The 15,714-nt window shown below is 68.7% G+C and carries 13 protein-coding genes; 4 read left to right on the top strand and 9 right to left on the bottom strand.

All coding sequences use genetic code 11. The features are described 5' to 3' along the window. Window positions 1-150: 150 nt before the first annotated feature. The 4 genes from EPAKOI_RS22770 to EPAKOI_RS22755 all read right to left on the bottom strand — a co-directional run bounded on the left by EPAKOI_RS22770 (window position 151) and on the right by EPAKOI_RS22755 (window position 4,179). Complete coding sequence (locus EPAKOI_RS22770) at window positions 151-840, bottom strand: hypothetical protein (protein ID WP_423193774.1); 690 nt, start codon at window positions 838-840, stop codon at window positions 151-153. A gap of 159 nt (window positions 841-999) precedes the next feature. Beyond that, window positions 1,000-1,755, bottom strand: coding sequence for a GntR family transcriptional regulator (locus EPAKOI_RS22765; protein WP_423193773.1), 756 nt, complete (start codon window positions 1,753-1,755; stop codon window positions 1,000-1,002). 150 nt (window positions 1,756-1,905) lie between these two features. Continuing rightward, on the bottom strand, window positions 1,906-2,643 hold the full coding sequence (locus EPAKOI_RS22760) for an aspartate/glutamate racemase family protein (protein ID WP_423193772.1): 738 nt from the start codon (window positions 2,641-2,643) through the stop codon (window positions 1,906-1,908). A gap of 27 nt (window positions 2,644-2,670) precedes the next feature. Next, the gene (locus tag EPAKOI_RS22755) at window positions 2,671-4,179 is read right to left on the bottom strand and encodes an NCS1 family nucleobase:cation symporter-1 (RefSeq protein ID WP_423193771.1); all 1,509 of its coding nucleotides are present in this window, start codon (window positions 4,177-4,179) and stop codon (window positions 2,671-2,673) included. A gap of 325 nt (window positions 4,180-4,504) precedes the next feature. On the opposite strand from EPAKOI_RS22755, the gene EPAKOI_RS22750 reads away from it, so the two are divergent. Together EPAKOI_RS22750 and EPAKOI_RS22745 are read left to right on the top strand one after the other, a co-directional pair. After that, window positions 4,505-6,949, top strand: a complete 2,445-nt coding sequence (locus EPAKOI_RS22750) for an ATP-binding protein (protein ID WP_423193770.1) — start codon at window positions 4,505-4,507, stop codon at window positions 6,947-6,949. Continuing rightward, the gene (locus EPAKOI_RS22745; RefSeq protein ID WP_124686075.1) at window positions 6,906-7,349 is read left to right on the top strand and encodes a response regulator; all 444 of its coding nucleotides are present in this window, start codon (window positions 6,906-6,908) and stop codon (window positions 7,347-7,349) included. Before EPAKOI_RS22750 ends, EPAKOI_RS22745 begins: the two co-directional genes overlap by 44 nt. Window positions 7,350-7,382: 33 nt before the next feature. Here the strand turns inward: EPAKOI_RS22745 and EPAKOI_RS22740 are convergent, their stop codons facing one another. Next, the gene (locus EPAKOI_RS22740) at window positions 7,383-9,014 is read right to left on the bottom strand and encodes a PAS domain-containing sensor histidine kinase (protein ID WP_423193769.1); all 1,632 of its coding nucleotides are present in this window, start codon (window positions 9,012-9,014) and stop codon (window positions 7,383-7,385) included. A gap of 14 nt (window positions 9,015-9,028) precedes the next feature. Further along, window positions 9,029-9,637: a biliverdin-producing heme oxygenase gene (locus EPAKOI_RS22735; protein WP_423193768.1), complete on the bottom strand. Its 609-nt coding sequence runs from the start codon at window positions 9,635-9,637 to the stop codon at window positions 9,029-9,031. Window positions 9,638-9,827: 190 nt separating this feature from the next. Here EPAKOI_RS22735 and EPAKOI_RS22730 point away from each other — a divergent pair, with 190 nt between their 5' ends. Beyond that, window positions 9,828-10,130, top strand: coding sequence for a zf-TFIIB domain-containing protein (locus EPAKOI_RS22730; protein WP_423193767.1), 303 nt, complete (start codon window positions 9,828-9,830; stop codon window positions 10,128-10,130). Window positions 10,131-10,245: 115 nt separating this feature from the next. On the opposite strand, the gene EPAKOI_RS22725 is transcribed toward EPAKOI_RS22730, so the two are convergent. Beyond that, the gene (locus tag EPAKOI_RS22725) at window positions 10,246-10,686 is read right to left on the bottom strand and encodes a nuclear transport factor 2 family protein (RefSeq protein WP_423193766.1); all 441 of its coding nucleotides are present in this window, start codon (window positions 10,684-10,686) and stop codon (window positions 10,246-10,248) included. Window positions 10,687-10,823: 137 nt separating this feature from the next. Next, window positions 10,824-12,026 (bottom strand): NnrS family protein, encoded by a 1,203-nt coding sequence (locus EPAKOI_RS22720; RefSeq protein WP_423193765.1) that lies wholly within the window; start codon window positions 12,024-12,026, stop codon window positions 10,824-10,826. A 384-nt stretch (window positions 12,027-12,410) separates the two neighbouring features. On the opposite strand from EPAKOI_RS22720, the gene EPAKOI_RS22715 reads away from it, so the two are divergent. Further along, complete coding sequence (locus EPAKOI_RS22715) at window positions 12,411-14,039, top strand: methyl-accepting chemotaxis protein (protein ID WP_423193764.1); 1,629 nt, start codon at window positions 12,411-12,413, stop codon at window positions 14,037-14,039. Here EPAKOI_RS22715 and EPAKOI_RS22710 read toward each other — a convergent pair. Beyond that, a complete protein-coding gene (locus EPAKOI_RS22710) occupies window positions 14,030-15,676 on the bottom strand; it encodes a hypothetical protein (protein WP_423193763.1) in 1,647 nt (548 codons plus the stop codon). The genes EPAKOI_RS22715 and EPAKOI_RS22710 overlap by 10 nt on opposite strands. Window positions 15,677-15,714: the final 38 nt, after the last annotated feature.

Genomic DNA, 15,714 nt, shown 5'->3' with positions numbered 1-15,714 from the left:
ATTTGGTCAACGGGGGCGCGCAGTTTGACTTTCCGGGACAACTACTTTGCTTGACGGGACAGTGCGGGAAAACCCCGCCGGCCTGGGCGGCGGCGGGGTTGCGGGGGCGGCACGCGGCGGGCGGGGCTGGCGCCCCGTGTGGCGGAAGCGCTAGGCGGCGGCGCGGTCGATCCAGCCGGCCGCTTCATCCGTCCAGGCCGTGAAGGCGTCGAAGACGCGGTCGACCAGGGCGATGCAGTGCTGGCGCCGGGCGTCGTCGAGCACGATGGCGGCAAAGGCGCGGTGATCGGCGTGTTGGGCGTGGCCCGATTCCAGCGCAAAGTGGAACGGGCCCAGGTAGCGCAGCTCGACGCCCAGCTTCGGGTGCAGGGCCTCGGCCAGCGGCGTGGTCAGCGAGAACAGCACGTTGCCGGTTTCCTCGATGGCCTCGATCACCGCCAGCCGCTCGGCGCCATCGCGGGCCTGCGCCACGATGGCGCACAGCTCGTACATCAGCACGCGGCAGCGGTGGGAGTCGTCGCTCCAGAGTGTGCGCAGCGCGTCGGTGGTGGTCGTGGTGGTGTCCCAGCCAAGCTTGCGGAAGTCTTCCAGGTACCAGGGCCAGTGATGGTCGTCCTCGTAGGTGTGGGCGTTGACCTTGGCCTGGTGCGCATCGCCGTGCGGCGCGCGGCGCAGCAGGTAACGGTTCAGGTCGCCAAACGCCATGACGAAGAACGCAAAGCCGCGCATGAAATCGAGCCGAATCTGCGGGGGCAGGCGTTCGTCGCGCATGCGCTCGAACAGCGGTAACTGCGCGTACGACAGCTTCCTGCGCAGAATGTGAGCGAGCACGGCTTGCATGAAGACTCCTGCGATGCAGCGGGCGTCCTGATTCTAGGCAACGCGGGGCCGAAGTCAAAGCCGGTCATGGCGTGACATATTCAGTGTCTGTGCCGAGTCTGACTGCGCGCGACGATTCGGTCCTTCGTCTCGCGGCGGCCCCGCCGGGGGATGCGTGCCTCAGCCCTTGCTGAAGATGCTGTAGAAATCGGGCGCGCCGGTTTCGCGCACGGTCAGGTCCAGCGAGCCTTCGATATGGGCCAGGTGCTCGGCCATCGTCGCCTGGGCCTGCGCGGTGTTGCGCTGCTCGATGGCGTCCACGAGCATGCGGTGTTCGTGCTCGGGGCAGGCCGGAGCGCCCGGACGGTCGTAGAGCGTGATGATCAGGCAGGTCAGCGACACCATCTCGCGGATCAGCTTTTCCAGGATCGCGTTGCCGGCCATTTCGGCCAGCACGATGTGGAATTCGCCGGACAGCCGGATCACAGCGGCGCGGTCGCCGCGCGCGCGGGCATCGTCCTCCTGGCGGATATGGCGGCGCAGGCCGCGAATCTGCGCGGCCGTGGCCGTGGTGGCCAGCACGCCGGCCAGTTCGGGTTCCACCAGCCGGCGCGCCTGGAACACCTGGCGCGCTTCCTCGATGCTGGGGCTGGAAATGAACGCGCCCCGGTTGGGCACCAGCGTCACCAGCTTCTCGTGCGCCAGCCGGGCAAACACCTGCCGGATCCGCGCGCGGCTGGCGCCGGTCACCTCGCACAGCCGTTCCTCCACGAGCTTGGTGCCGGCCAGCAGCCGGTGCTCCATGATCGCGTTCAGCAGATCCTGGTAGATGCCTTCGTTGACGGAGGATTCGGAAGCGTCGGCGGCCACGGCGTCGCCACTGACCTGCGGCACAGGCAGTTCGGCGTCCGCGGCTTTCTTGCGTCGGGTGACCATTTCGGGAACGATATCCCGCCGCGAGGGCGGCGGGTGGTGACAAAAGTTGTGCATATCGTACACAAAAATGGTGCAGGGCTTGGTTTTGGGGTTGGCTTGCTCCCCTCTCCCGCAGGCGGGAGAGGGGAGCTAGAACAGCTCGAACAGCCCTCACCCATTCAACGCATACTGGCTCAGCATCCCCGCGTATGCCTTGGGCAGCGGCCGGGCCCAGTCGCCGCGCTTGCTGGTGGACAGGCGGACGGAGACCAGCGCTTCGGCCATCTTGACCGCGCAGGTCACGCCGTCGATGACCGGGGCGCCGATGGCGTCGGCGATCTCCTCGCAGAGGTCGGTCATGCCCGCGCAGCCCAGCACGATGCAGTCGCTGCGGTCTTCGGCCAGCGCCTGGCGGCAGGCGTCGGTGATGATGCGGCGCGCGTCGGAGCCCGGTTTTTCCAGGTCCAGCACGGGCAGGTCGCTGGCGCGCACGTTGCGGCAGAAGCGTTCCATGCCGTAGCGCTCGGCCAGGTGCCAGGCGATATTGCACGTGCGCGACAGCGTGGTGACCACGCTGAAGCTGGTGCCGATGAAGCTCGCCGCGTGCATGGCGGCCTCGGCGATGCCGATCACCGGGCCCCGCGCCAGCTCGCGTGCCGCGTAGAGGCCGGGGTCGCCAAAGCAGGCGATCACGTAGCCGTCCACGCCCTCGCGCTCGCCCAGCAGGACCTCGTCCAGGATGCCCGGCACGCTGAGCGCCTCGTCGTAGTGGCTTTCGATCGACGCCGGCCCCATGCGCGGGCTGACCGCGATGATGCGCGTATCGGCCTGGGCCACGGCGCGGGCGCACTGGCCAATCTTCTCGGTCATGCTCTGCGTGGTGTTCGGGTTGATGATCTTCAGTTTCATGGTCGGAGAGAGCAGGGGAGGAAGGGGTCAGGCCTGGCGGGCGTCCGCCAGATGGCCGGGCATCAGCCGGGGGGCCAGCGCGCGGTACAGCACCAATGCAATCCCCATGCCGATGAACCAGCTGTAGTTGGCCAGCCACTGCCACGACGGAATGACCACGCAGAGCACCGGCACGATGGCCGACGGGATCATCGTCGCCACGGCGGCCGGGTTGTAGCCCTTGCGGTACCAGTAGGCACCGTTGCGGCGCATTGTGTAGAGGTCGTCCACCACCACGCGCTGGCCGCGCACGAGGAAGAAGTCCGAGATCAGGATGCCGAACAGCGGGCCGATGAAGGCGCCCAGCACGTCCAGCGTGTAGTGGATCATCGTCGGGTGGTTGTACAGGTTCCACGGCGTGATGAAGATCGACGCCACGGCCGCGATCATGCCGCCCGTGCGCCAGCTGATGTACTTGGGCGCGACGTTGGAGAAGTCGAACGCGGGCGAGACGAAGTTGGCCACGATGTTGATGCCGATGGTGGCCGTCATGAACGTGAACGCGCCCAGCAGCATGGCAAACGTGCTGTCGATATGGCTGACCGTTTCCACCGGGTCCGTGATCAGCTTGCCGAACACGGGCAGCGTGGCCGAGGTGGTCACCACCACCAGCAGCGAGAACCCGAGGAAGTTCACCGGCAGGCCCCAGAAGTTGCCGCGTTTCACCGAGCGGAAGTCGCGGGCGTAGCGCGAGAAATCGCCGAAGTTCAGCATCGGGCCCGAGAAGTACGACACCACCAGCGCGATGGCGCTCAGCATCACGGGCACGGCGTCCCAGCCCTGGTATTTCAGGAAGCTCAGCGTGAAGTTGACGTTCTCGATGCCGGCCTTGTTGATGAGCCAGATGGCCAGCGCGATTATCACCACGTAGACGGCCGGGCCGGCCCAGTCGATGAACTTGCGGATGGTCTCCATGCCGGTCCAGAACACCAGCGCCTGAAGCACCCAGAGCGTCATGAACGCGGCCCAGCCGAGCGTGGACAGCCCCGCAAAGCCGTGCTGCTTCAGGTCGGCATAGGGCGCCAGCGACGGGAAGAAGTGCAGCGCCAGCACCAGGAACGCGCTGGACGCCAGGTAGGTCTGGATGCCGTACCACGCCACGGCGATCAGGCCCCGGATGATGGCGGGGATGTTGGCGCCCAGCACGCCGAACGACGCGCGGCAGATTACCGGATACGGCGTGCCGGTGACCTGGCTGGGCTTGGCCACGAGGTTGCAGAAGAACTGCACGATCAGGATGCCCACCAGCAGCGCCAGCAGCACCTGCCAGCTCGACAGGCCCAGCGCGAACAGGCTGCCGGCCGTGATGTAGCCGCCCACGCTGTGCACGTCGGACATCCAGAACGCGAAAATGTTGTACGTGCCCCAGGTCTGCTTGCGCAGCGGGGCCAGGTCCTCATTGGTCAGCCGGTCGTCGTAGCCTGGCTTGATCACGGCGTTGCTTTCGGGGGCGTGCGTGCCGATGGTATCGACCGCGGGCGAAGCTGTCACTGGCATCTCTTGTCTCCGTTGGTGGCCGGGCGTCGGGGCGCCGGCCATCTTTCGATTTCGTCTTGACGACAAAATTGTCTACAAAATCGTTTTTGTTTGTGTACGGAGTTGTAGGCGACGACTACGGGATTGTCAACGCGGCAGCAGCCGGGCTTCGGGTAGACCCCTAAGCCGGCGCGGGTTGCGCGGTCAACGGGGTGGCCCGCGCGGCAACTGGCGACGATTGCAGCTTTTACCGGCCGGCCCCGTAATGTGCGGTGAATTCCGCAAAGACCGGCCGCCGCGCGGTGCCGTGTGCCACAATCGGCTCCAAGCGTTTGGCGGAGCCAGCATGACTCAAGATTCCACGTCCGCGGCGGCGATCCTGGCCAAGGATTGCGCCCGGGAACCGATCCACATTCCCGGCGGCATCCAGCCCCACGGCTTCCTGGTCAGCGTGGACGCGGCCGGCACCGTGGTGCAGGCCAGCCGCAATACAGCGCTGCTCGCGGGCAAGGCCCCGGAGGCCGTCGACGAGGTGCTGGGCCAGCCGCTGGACGCGCTGATCGGCGACGGCGCGCGGCTGGCGCTCCAGGCGCTGGACGCGCTGCGGGCCGACGGCATCCCGCTCTATGCCGGGTCCATCGCGGACCCGCGCGGCGGCAGCAGCGGGGCATCGCCGCTGGCCATCATCGTGCACACCTGGCAGGGCGTGCGATTCGTCGAACTGGAACCGGCGCGCGGCACCGAGGACGTATTCGCGTCGATCTACCCGCTCGTGCGCACCTTCATCAACAGCCTGCAGACGGTGGACGGCGTGGAGGGGCTGGCCCGGCTGGCGGCCGAGGAAGTGCACCGGATCACCGGCTACGGCCGCACGATGGTGTACGCCTTCGACGAGGAAGGCCATGGCCACGTGCTGGCCGAGTCGATGGAGCCTGGCTACGCCAGCTACCTGGGCCAGCGCTTTCCCGCGTCGGACATCCCGCAGCAGGCCCGCGCGCTCTACGTGCGCAACCGCATCCGGCTGATTGCCGACGCCGACTACGAGCCCTCGCCGCTGGTGCCTGCGCTGCACCCGGCCACCGGCCAGCCCACCGACCTGACCTTTGCCTCGCTGCGCAGCATCTCGCCGGTGCACGTGCGGTACATGAAGAACATGGGTACGTGGTCGTCGATGTCGATGTCGATCGTGGTGCGCGGCCGGCTCTGGGGCCTGATCTCGTGCCACCACGCCACGGCGCGCGTGCCGTCGTTCGAGGTGCGCACCGCGTGCGAGCACATCGCCCAGGTGCTGTCGCTGCAGGTGGAAGCCAAGGAAGACCATGCCGAAGCCAGCTACCGGCTGCTGTTGCGCCAGCGGCAGTCGCGGCTGCTGGCGTCGATGACCAACACCGACGATTTCATCGAGGCCATCTCGGGCGATGCCGAGGACCTGCTGGCGCTGGTGGGCGCCACCGGGGCCGTGGCCGTGTTCGAGGGTCGCGTGGTGCGGATTGGCGACGCGCCGGGCAACGACGTCATCCAGAAGCTGCTGGCGTGGCTCGATACGCGCAGCGAGGACGTGTATGCGACCGACCAGCTTGCCGTGGACTGGCCCGAGGCCGCCGCGTCAGGCGTGGGCGACGGCGCGGCGGGGATGCTCGTGGTGTCGCTGTCGCGGTTGTTCCGCAACTACGTGATCTGGTTCCGTGCCGAGGTGGTGCAGACGGTGCGCTGGGCCGGCGATCCGCGCGCCAAGCTGTCGGGGCTGTCCACGTCGCTGTCGCCGCGCGAGAGCTTCGAGGTCTGGACGCAGACGGTACGTGGGCGGTCCGAGCCATGGCGCGCCGCGGACCTGGAGATCGCCGCCGAATTCCGTGGCGCGCTGCTCGGTATCGTGCTGCGCCGCGCCGAGGAACTGGCGCAGCTGGCGCTGGAACTGGGCCGCGCCAACCGCGAGCTGGAGGGCTTCTCGTACACCGTGTCGCACGACCTGCGCGCGCCGCTGCGCCATATCGTCGGGTTTGCCGACCTGCTCCGCGAGATGGACCATAGCCGGCTCTCGGAGCGCGGCCGCCACTTTGTCGACCGCATCATCGCGCAGGCCCGTTTCGGCGGCAAGCTGGTGGACGACCTGCTGGCGTTCTCGCAGATGGGCCGCGCGGCGCTGCGCCCGCAGCGCCTGAACCTGCACGCGCTGGCGGAGCGGCTGCTGGCCGAGGAATCGAAGGATATTGGCGAGCGGCGGCTGGAATGCCGCGTCGGCGCGCTGGGCGACGTGACGGCCGATCCGGTGCTGATGGACGTGGTTTTGCGCAACCTGATCGCCAACGCGATAAAATTCAGCAGTACGCGTGGCGTGGACGCAGACGGCCCGCCTGCCGTGGTCGAGGTTGGCACCAAGCCCGGCGAGGGCGAACTGGCTGGCCAGGACGTGTTCTACGTCCGCGACAACGGCGTGGGTTTCGACATGCGCTACGTCGACAAGCTGTTCGGCGTGTTCCAGCGTCTGCACCGCGTCGAGGAGTTTCCGGGCACCGGCATCGGGCTGGCCAGCGTGCGGCGCATCATCGAGCGCCACGGCGGCACCACCTGGGCCGAAGGCGAAATCGACAAGGGCGCGACGATCTGGTTCTCGCTGCCGCGCGAGTTCGTGCCCGAGGGCACGGCGGGCGTGAACGAGACCGCCGCCGAGGCCGCGGCCCGGCTGGCTGCCATGTCGTCGGGCCAGCCCTACCGCCCGGTGTTGAAAGATACGAGGAATACTGAAAATGAGCGCACTGAGGCCGATCCTGCTGGTGGAAGACAATCCTGACGATATCGAGCTGACCCTGATCGCGCTGCAGAAGAGCCGCCTGGCCAATCCGGTGGTGTCCGTGCGCGATGGCGCCGAGGCGCTGGACTTCCTGCGCCGCGAAGGCGCCTATGCCGACCGCCAGGAAGAAAACCCGGCGGTGATCCTGCTGGACAAGAAGCTGCCGAAGGTGGATGGCCACGAGGTGCTGCGCGAAGTGCGCGCCGATGAGCGGCTGCGCCGCGTGCCCGTGGTGATGCTGACGTCGTCGCGCGAGGAGCGCGACCTGCTGAAGAGCTACGACCTGGGCGTCAACGCCTACGTGGTGAAGCCCGTGGAGTTCGACGATTTCATGGCCGCCATCAACGACCTGGGCGTGTTCTGGGCGGTGCTGAACGAGCCGCCGCCCTACACCCGCTGAGACCCTATACGCGCCAAGACGTACCGCGGGCCGTCAGACGCCCCGCACCAGCGGCAGTTGCACGCGGAAGGTGGCGCCCTTGCCCAGCCCGTCGCTGTGCGCGCTGACGCTGCCGTTGTGCATCAGCACCAGGTTCTTCACCATCCAGAGACCCAGTCCCAGCCCCGGCACGCGGTTGGCGCGCTCCAGATGCGCCTGCTCGAACCGCTCGAAGATCCGCTCCAGCGCTTCCGGCGAGATGCCCACGCCGGTGTCGCGCACCGACAGCACGGCGTGATCGCCTTCCTCCGCCACTGATAGCTCCACCGTGCCGCGCTCGGCAAACTTCAGCGCGTTGGTCAGCAGGTTCAGCACCACCTGCTTGAGCCGGTTCTCGTCGCCCATCACCTGGCACGGCGCGGCCGCCTGCACGATCAGCGTGACATGACGCGATTCGGCGTCCATGCGCAGGTCCTCGGCCACCGTGGCCGCCAGCGACGCCACGTCCAGCGGACGCAGTTCCACGGACAGCTTGCCCGTGGCGATGGCACCGCTGTCGAGCAGGTCGTCGACCATGCGGGCTAGCTGGCGCGTGTTGCGTTCGATGACCTCGCCGGCGCGCTTGACGTGCGCGGGGTCGGTGCCGCGCTCCAGCAGCGTGGTCCACCAGAGGATGGCGTGCAGCGGCGAGCGCAGTTCGTGGCTCACGGCCGCGACGAAATGGTCCATGGCCCGCGCGCCGCGCTCGCTGATCTCGCGTGCGCGCTGTTCTTCCTCGGCCACGGCCTGGTAGTGCAGTTCCGACGCCTTGCGGGCCGTGATGTCGATCGTGAAGCCGATCAGCGACTGCGCCGAGCCGTCGGCCAGGTAGCGCGCGGCGCCGCGCGACATCAGCCAGCGCATGGTGCCGTCCTGCCAGACCACGCGGTATTCGACCTCGAAGTGCGAGCGGGTGGCGATGGCGCGGTCCATGGCGGCGCGTACGTCGCGGCGGTCCGCCGGGTACATCAGTTCGCCAAAGACGCGCGCCTCGTCGATGCTGTCGTCCGGCTGCAGGCCCATGTTGGCCTTGCACTGGTCGGTGCAGTTCATGTAGCCGGTGGCGACGTCCAGTTCCCACGCGCCGACGCGGGCAAATGCCAGCAATTCCTCTAGCTGCTTGCGGTGCGTCTGCAGCGCCGCATTGGCCTCTTCCACCAGCACCTGGCGCAGCCGCGCCTGCGAGCGCAGCTTGGCGTGCTCACGCCGCGTCTGCTCGGTGCGCAGCATCTGATCGGTCACGTCCGTCACCAGCAGCACGAACACCGCGCCCGGCGCGTTGTCGCCCGCCACGCGGGTGGCCTTGGCCTGCCAGTAGCGCTCGTCGGTGCCGTCGCCGGCCGGATAGCCGTCGTAGCGGATGGGCGGGGACAGCCGCGATTCGCCGAGCGCCAGGGTGTCCAGCGTGGCCATCAGCCACTCGCGGCGCGCCAGCATCTGCGGCTCGGACAGCGTGGGGTTGATGTCGAAGACCGACTTGCCCACGACGTCGTCACGGGTCCGTCCGGCCTGCGTCAGGTAGCGCGTGTTGGCGCCCACCACTTCGCGCCGGCCGTTCAGGATCAGGTAGGACTCGGGCAGGGTGTCGAACAGCAGCGCCGTATCGAGCGGCGTGTCCTCCGAGAGCATCTGGTCGGCACCTTGCATGACGCTGAGCCCGTTCAAAGTGTGCCCGGCGCGGCAGGCGCGAAAGCGGGGACGCGGTCCAGCAGGGCATCGAACGCCGCTTGGGCGCCGGCGCAGGCCAGCGCGATATCCGCCGGCTCGCGCACGCTGGCGTGCAACGCGTGCAGGAACTGCTTCCAGCGCGGGCCTGGCGACTGTCCGGCGCCCAGATAGTGCAGCGGATGCGGCGCCAGCCGCCCGGCCAGTTGCCGGTACAGCACCGCGCCGCCCAGTTGCGAGCCTTCGATCACGTAGCAGACGCCCCAGCGGAAGGCCGGTTCGCGGCGCAGTGGGGTCACGTCGAAGTCGCGCACTGGCGTGCCGCCGGCCGGCGTGGCCGGGTGCGAAAGATCCGCGTTGAGTTCGGGCATCCGGGTGATCGGCGCCAGCAGGGCCGGGTCCTGCGGCCCGTCGCCAAAGCTGGCCAGCCAGCGCTCCAGCGGTGCCAGCCAAGCGCGCAGGATCAACAGGTGATCGCGGTAGTCGGCCAGCGACGGCGCGGCATGGGACAGCGGCATCGAACGGTCAAGCGTGGCGTGCCGTTCGGCGGTGGCCGCGCGCAGGGACGCCAGTACGTCGGTGGATGGGGGCGAGAGTTCAGTCACGCGATGGATGGTCCTTGGGGGCAGCGAGACGGCAAGCCCACATGGTACCCGAATGGCGCCGCGACCGGCCGGGTGCGGGGCCGCGATGACGCCCGCATGACAATCGTGTCATGCAAGGGGGCCGGCGGGCCGCCGCCGATAGAATCGTCCCATCGCGCCCGATGGCGCAACCGTTTGGAAGGAGTCTGAAATGAAGTGTCCGACTTGTCCCGACGCAACGCTCGTGATGGCCGAGCGGCAGGGCGTGGAAATCGACTACTGCCCGCAGTGCCGCGGCGTCTGGCTGGACCGCGGGGAGCTCGACAAGATCCTGGAGCGCTCCACGCAGGTCGAAGCGGCGCCCCAGCCGGCGGGGCAGCGTGAACAGCGCCCGTACCAGTCCGACGACCGCGGCCGGCGCGACCGTCATGGCTATGACCGGGGGCACGACCGGGGCTACGACAAGCACTACGACAAGCGCAAGAAGTCCTGGCTGTACGATATCTTCGACTGACGTGCCCAAGACAAAGGGGCGCTGCCTTCACCCGGCAGCGCCCCTTTTTTATTGGCTCAAGACGTCAGACATCCTATCAATGTCTGGTCTTTCAGACAGGCAGGGCCCGTCCGTATCAGGCGGCCTTGACGGCCTGCCGGGCGATCAGCTTCCAGTGGCCACCCTGCTTTTGCCAGACCTGCAATACCTTCAGCTGCACGGTGCCGGACTTGCCGCTGTCCAGCGTCTCGCCGGCCAGCGTGTGGCGGATCACGGCCACGTCGCCCGACACGTTCACGGTCTGGTCCGTGATGTTGATGCTGACGAAGTCCGACTTCTTGTCGAGCAGGTCGCCGATAAAGCTCGACTTGGTGTCGATGCGGCCGCCCGAATGGCCGTAGCTCAGCGATTCGGCCACCAGTTGCGACAGCGTCGCCTGGTCCGGATCGACCATCGCCACGCGCAGCTTCTCGGCGGCGGACGTGACGGCCTGGGTGTCGTTCGATTGGGCCAGCGCAGGCGCGGCGGCGATGCCAAGCACGAGGGCGGCGCCGATGGCCGCGGTGAATTTACGCATGATGTCTCCCGATTGTTCTGAACTGCCTGGGGTGTCGATGTGGAAAACCGTCGCGGACGAAGTCGCGCGACGGTTGTAGGTCATCGTATCACAAGGGCGTGGAGACGCAACCTCGGGTTGCGTCGGGGAGACAGCGGTCAGCCTTCCTTGCCGTCCAGGCGCGGGCGGGTCAGGAACGGCGCGTACTTGATGGCGTAGAGGATCAGCGACGCCGCCCAGCAGGCCCCGGCCAGCGTGACGGCCTGCAGCTTGAGCGCCGGCAGTGCGAGCGGGCCGGCCACGCGGATGACGGCGGCCAGGATCATCAGCAGGTAGGCCAGGTGCTCCATGGTGCCCGTTTGAAGCGGCCGTCCGGTGTGGCCCAGCGCCGTGCGCGTGATCATCGCGATGATGGCGCAGCCGATTACCCCCACGGTCAGCGCGTGCAGCGCGGTGGAGCGGTCGATCCAGCCGGCTGCCGCCGCCGCGATCAGCAGGAAGCCGACCGGCAGGAATGCGTAGGCCACGTGCAGGATGGCGACGATAGGCTTGCGCAGCGTGCGCATCGAATCCCAGCCGTACAGCCGCACGCCCTGTGCGACAGCCGCGCCGAGCGCCAGCACCGCCACCAGCCAGCCCGGCGCCGGGGAAGCCGCCGCCAGGGTAGCCAGCAGCGTCAGCGGAATGACGCCGCGCTCCACGGTTGCCCAGCGGCGAATGTGTACGCCCGGCACTGCGTTGGCCGTGAACATTGGAATGACCCGGCCGCCGATCACGGTGACGAAGACCGTCACCAGCCCCGTCGCCGCTTCTGACGTGTAGAGCGACCAGTCCAGCCGCCCGGCCAGGGCGGCGGCGTGAAAGCCGATGTTCAGCGCGCCCATCAGGCCCAGCGCGATGGCCAGCCCGTAGTTGCGCTGGCTCTTTGCGCGCCGCAGGATCGCGTAGAAGCTCAGGCTGCAGAGCGGCAGGAATGCCACGTCGGCCGCGATGGCGGCCCAGGCCGGCCCGGTCCACATCAGCACGCGGGCCAGCAGCCAGACGCCGGCTAGCGCGCCCAGCCACGCGCCCTGCGGCGTCTGCAGCCCCGTCCAGTTCTTGCCCGCCGTGAACAGAAAGCCCACCACGACCGCGGCGGAGAAGCCGAAGACCATCTCGTGGGCGTGCCAGAGCATGCCGCCCAGCCACGGCGAGGCCGCCGGTATCCACAGGCCCGCATACATCGCCACCCACGCGGCAATGGACAGCGCGCCAAACAGCGCGGCCAGCAGGTAGAACGGACGGAAACCGAGCGCCAGGACGGGCAGGCCGCGATAGGCCGATTGGCGCGAGGGCGGGGAGATCTGCAGCAGGACGGACATGGTGAGAGCGCCAACGGGCGCACAAGAACGTGGCAGGCGGCGCGCCGGGAGCGGCACGCCGGTGTGACGGAATCGATTCTAGAAAAGATGCAAAACAAATGCAATTTAATGGTTCGGCTATCGCCATCTTGTTGATGCAACCGGCTGCCTTCGGGAAAACACTGACGCGGTATGCCGCACATCCCCTCCTCGCGTAGGGGTGAATCGCGGGCCAGGCTGCCGATACCCAAGACAAAGCAGACATTCAGAGCCGGTGCCACGACGCCGCGCCAAGCCAATCGAACGGGCTTTCTCAGCGATGCCGCGCCACGGCCAGTTGCCGCGTGGCGCAATCGTCATTCGGTCCAGCCTTGGGCCATTCATCGGGAATACAGAGGGGAAACCGTGAAATTCAAAGACTTGTCCATCAAGACCAAGCTCCTTGCGGGGTTTGGCACGCTGGCGCTGATCGTGCTGGTGGTGTCGGGGCTGTCGTTGCGGGCCCTGAGCCGCTCCACCGACGGCTTTTCGGCCTACATCAACGGCCTGAACGCGCGCGCCGAGGCGGCGTCGCTGGTGCGCACGGCCGTGGACCGCCGCGCCATTGCGGCGCGCAACCTTGTGCTGGTCAGCGCGCAGTCCGACCTGGACCTGGAGAAAGCCGAGGTCCTCAAGGCCCATGCCGACGTCCAGGAGCGGCTGGCCCGGCTCAGGCAGATGGTCATGGCCGAAGGCGTCAGCGACGCCGCCCGCCAGCTCGTGGCCGAAGTCGACCGGATCGAATCGAAGTACGGCCCGGTGGCCACCGACATCGTCGGGCTGGCGCTCGACGGCAAGCGGGACGCCGCCATCGCCAAGATGAACGCCGAGTGCCGGCCGCTGCTGGCCGCGCTGGTCAAGGCCACGCGCGACTACGCGCAGTTCACGCGCGAGCGCCAGACCGACATGGTCAAGCAGTTGGAGGAAGAGTACGGGCGGCAGCGCCTGTTCCTGATCGTCGTGGCGATTGCCGCCGTGGTGTTCGGCATCGTCGGCGGGCTGGTGCTGACGCGCGCGATCACGGGGCCGATCCAGCGCGCCGTGGACGTGGCGCGTACCGTGGCGCGCGGCGAGGTGGGCATGCATATCGAGGTGGATTCGCAGGACGAGCCGGGCCGCCTGCTGGCCGCGCTGCGCGACATGAACGACCGGCTGGCCGAGACCGTGGCCAGCGTGCGCGAGAGCAGCGGCAATATCGCGGTGGCTACGGGCGAGATCGCCAGCGGCAACATGGACCTGTCCAGCCGTACCGAGCAGCAGGCCGCGTCGCTGGAGGAAACCGCCGCCAGCATGGAGCAACTGACCGCCACGGTGCGCCACAACACCGAGAACGCCCGGCAGGCCAGCGAACTGGCGCGCAGCGCCGCCGACGTGGCGCAGCAGGGCAGCGGCACGGTGGGCCGCGTGGTGGACACCATGGAAGGCATCAGTGCCAGTTCCAGCAAGATTGCCGAGATCACCGGCATCATCGAAAGCATCGCGTTCCAGACCAACATCCTGGCGCTGAACGCGGCGGTCGAGGCCGCCCGGGCCGGCGAGCAGGGCCGCGGGTTTGCCGTGGTGGCCAGCGAAGTGCGTAGCCTGGCGCAGCGTTCGTCGAACGCGGCCAAGGAGATCAAGGAGCTGATCGATGCCTCGGTGGCGCAGGTGCAGGCCGGCTCCGCGCTGGCCAGCGAGGCCGGGCAGACCATGTCGGCGGTGACCGAAGCGGTGGAGCGCGTGACCCATATCGTCGGCGAGATCGCGGCGGCCTCCGCCGAGCAGAATCGCGGCATCGAGCAGGTGAACCAGGCCATCGTGCAGATCGACCAGGTGACGCAGCAGAACGCGTCGCTGGTGCATGAGGCGGCCACCGCGTCGAAATCGCTCGAAGAGCAGGGCAGGCTGCTGACCGATGCCGTGGCGTTCTTCAAGCTGCCGGGCCACGACAAGGCGGCGCGCCGCGCGTTGCCGGGCCGGCGGGCCGTTGTGGCGGGCGAGGTGGCCTACGGCTGACCTCGCCGCGCGCGCGTGGCCTCGGCGGCGGCCGCGCGCAGTTCGGGCGGAAACGCCCGGATCTCGGTGTGGAAGAAGCCGCGCTCGGCCGCCCGCAGCGTGCCAAGCTGCACGGCCAGCCGCTCCATGGCGGCATACGCCTGCGCGGACGCCCCCTGCTCGTGCACGAGGTACCACGCCGATTCCAGCAGCAGGTTGGCCAGTTGCAGCGCGTTGTAGCGGACGTGGCCGTTGTCGTGCTCTTCCAGCGCGAACGCGGCCACCGACGACCACCGCACAAAGCCCTTGGCCGGCGCGAACGGCGCATGGAAGGGGCGCAGCGCGTCCACGGCGGCGGCTACGGTCAGCGGCTGCTGGGCGCGGAAGGCCGCCAGCGATGCCGACATTGGCGCGGCATCCTCATGGGCGCCGGCCCCGGCATGCCCGCGCGCCACGCGCAGCAGGAAGATCGTGTTCCACGCCGAACCGCCTCCCACGCCAAAGCGGTCGCAGATCCATTCCGACAGCCCCAGCCAGCGCATCGACTGCCGCTGCACGTCGCCGGCCGCCATCGTCCGCTCGCCGTCGACCAGGCCGTATTGCCAGAACAGCCACAGCGACCAGCCAATGTTGGCGGCCGCGTGCTGCACGGCGTCGACCGAATCGGCCTCGTAGGCAGCCTGCAGCGCGCCCGAGAACGCGTCCAGCGCCTGGCGCGCGGCGTCGTGGCGTGACGACGGGCCGCGCGGCGCGTCCGGCCGCAGCGCGACGCTCTTGCAGACCAGCGCCTCCAGGTTCAGCGTCTCAAAGCGGATGCGCGGGTTGTAGCGCACCACGGGCCGCAGTTCAGCATCGGCGGACAGGCGGCCCAGCTCGCGCTGCGCCGCGTCCAGATCGCCGCGCGCATAGTGTTCCCAGGCCCGCACCACGTGGGCCATGGCCGCAAAGGTCGGCAGCGCGGCATTGACGCCGCCGGCCACCACGATGCGCTCGAAGCGGCGCAGCGCGGCGCGGCTCTTGTCCAGGCGGTCGCTGCGGCGCCAGGCCAGGCTTTCCTTGAGCAGTGACAGCGCCTGCTGGAAGTCGTCGGCCGCCGAACGCTGCGCCGCGCGAAACGACTCGGCCACGCCATGGTCGATCTCGCCCGCAAAGCCGTCCTGAGCGCCCCGCATGGCCTGCGTCAGGTGCCGCCAGAACGCCATGTCCCGCATCACGTACTGCAACCCCTGGCTGGCCGGTGCGGGCGCCGCGTCGCCGCCGTCGGGCGCCTGGCCCAGCCAGCGCGCCACGCCGGCCGTGCCCAGGGCCTTGCCGTGCGCGACGAAGCGCAGCCGGCGGGCCGTGGCCGCCGTCATCCAGAACGGCCCCCGGCTGCGGCCTTCCGCGCGCAGCGCGGACACGCCCACGGCCTTGTCGTGGCCCCAGCCAACCGGCACGCCCCAGCGCGCGAAATCGGCGAACGCGCGAGAGACGATCATCCGCACGTTGGCCGCGTCCGCAAAGCGCGTGCGCACGGCTGCCGCGCCCAGGTCTTCCTGGTCGCGCGACACGGCCAGCCAGATGCGCGCCAGCAGCCAGACGGACTGGTAGCGCGCGGCGTGCCCGCCCACGCGGTAGGGCGGCGACAGGTCGATCGGGATCACGGTGGTGGCTGGCATGGCCGCCATGTTACGCGTGTTACAGTAGCGCCGGTTGG

This window comes from Cupriavidus sp. H18C2 (genome assembly GCF_049393795.1).
Classification (GTDB): domain Bacteria; phylum Pseudomonadota; class Gammaproteobacteria; order Burkholderiales; family Burkholderiaceae; genus Cupriavidus; species Cupriavidus pauculus_C.
Note: the sequence above shows the minus strand (reverse complement) of the source record. Positions and strands in the feature narration are given on the sequence as shown.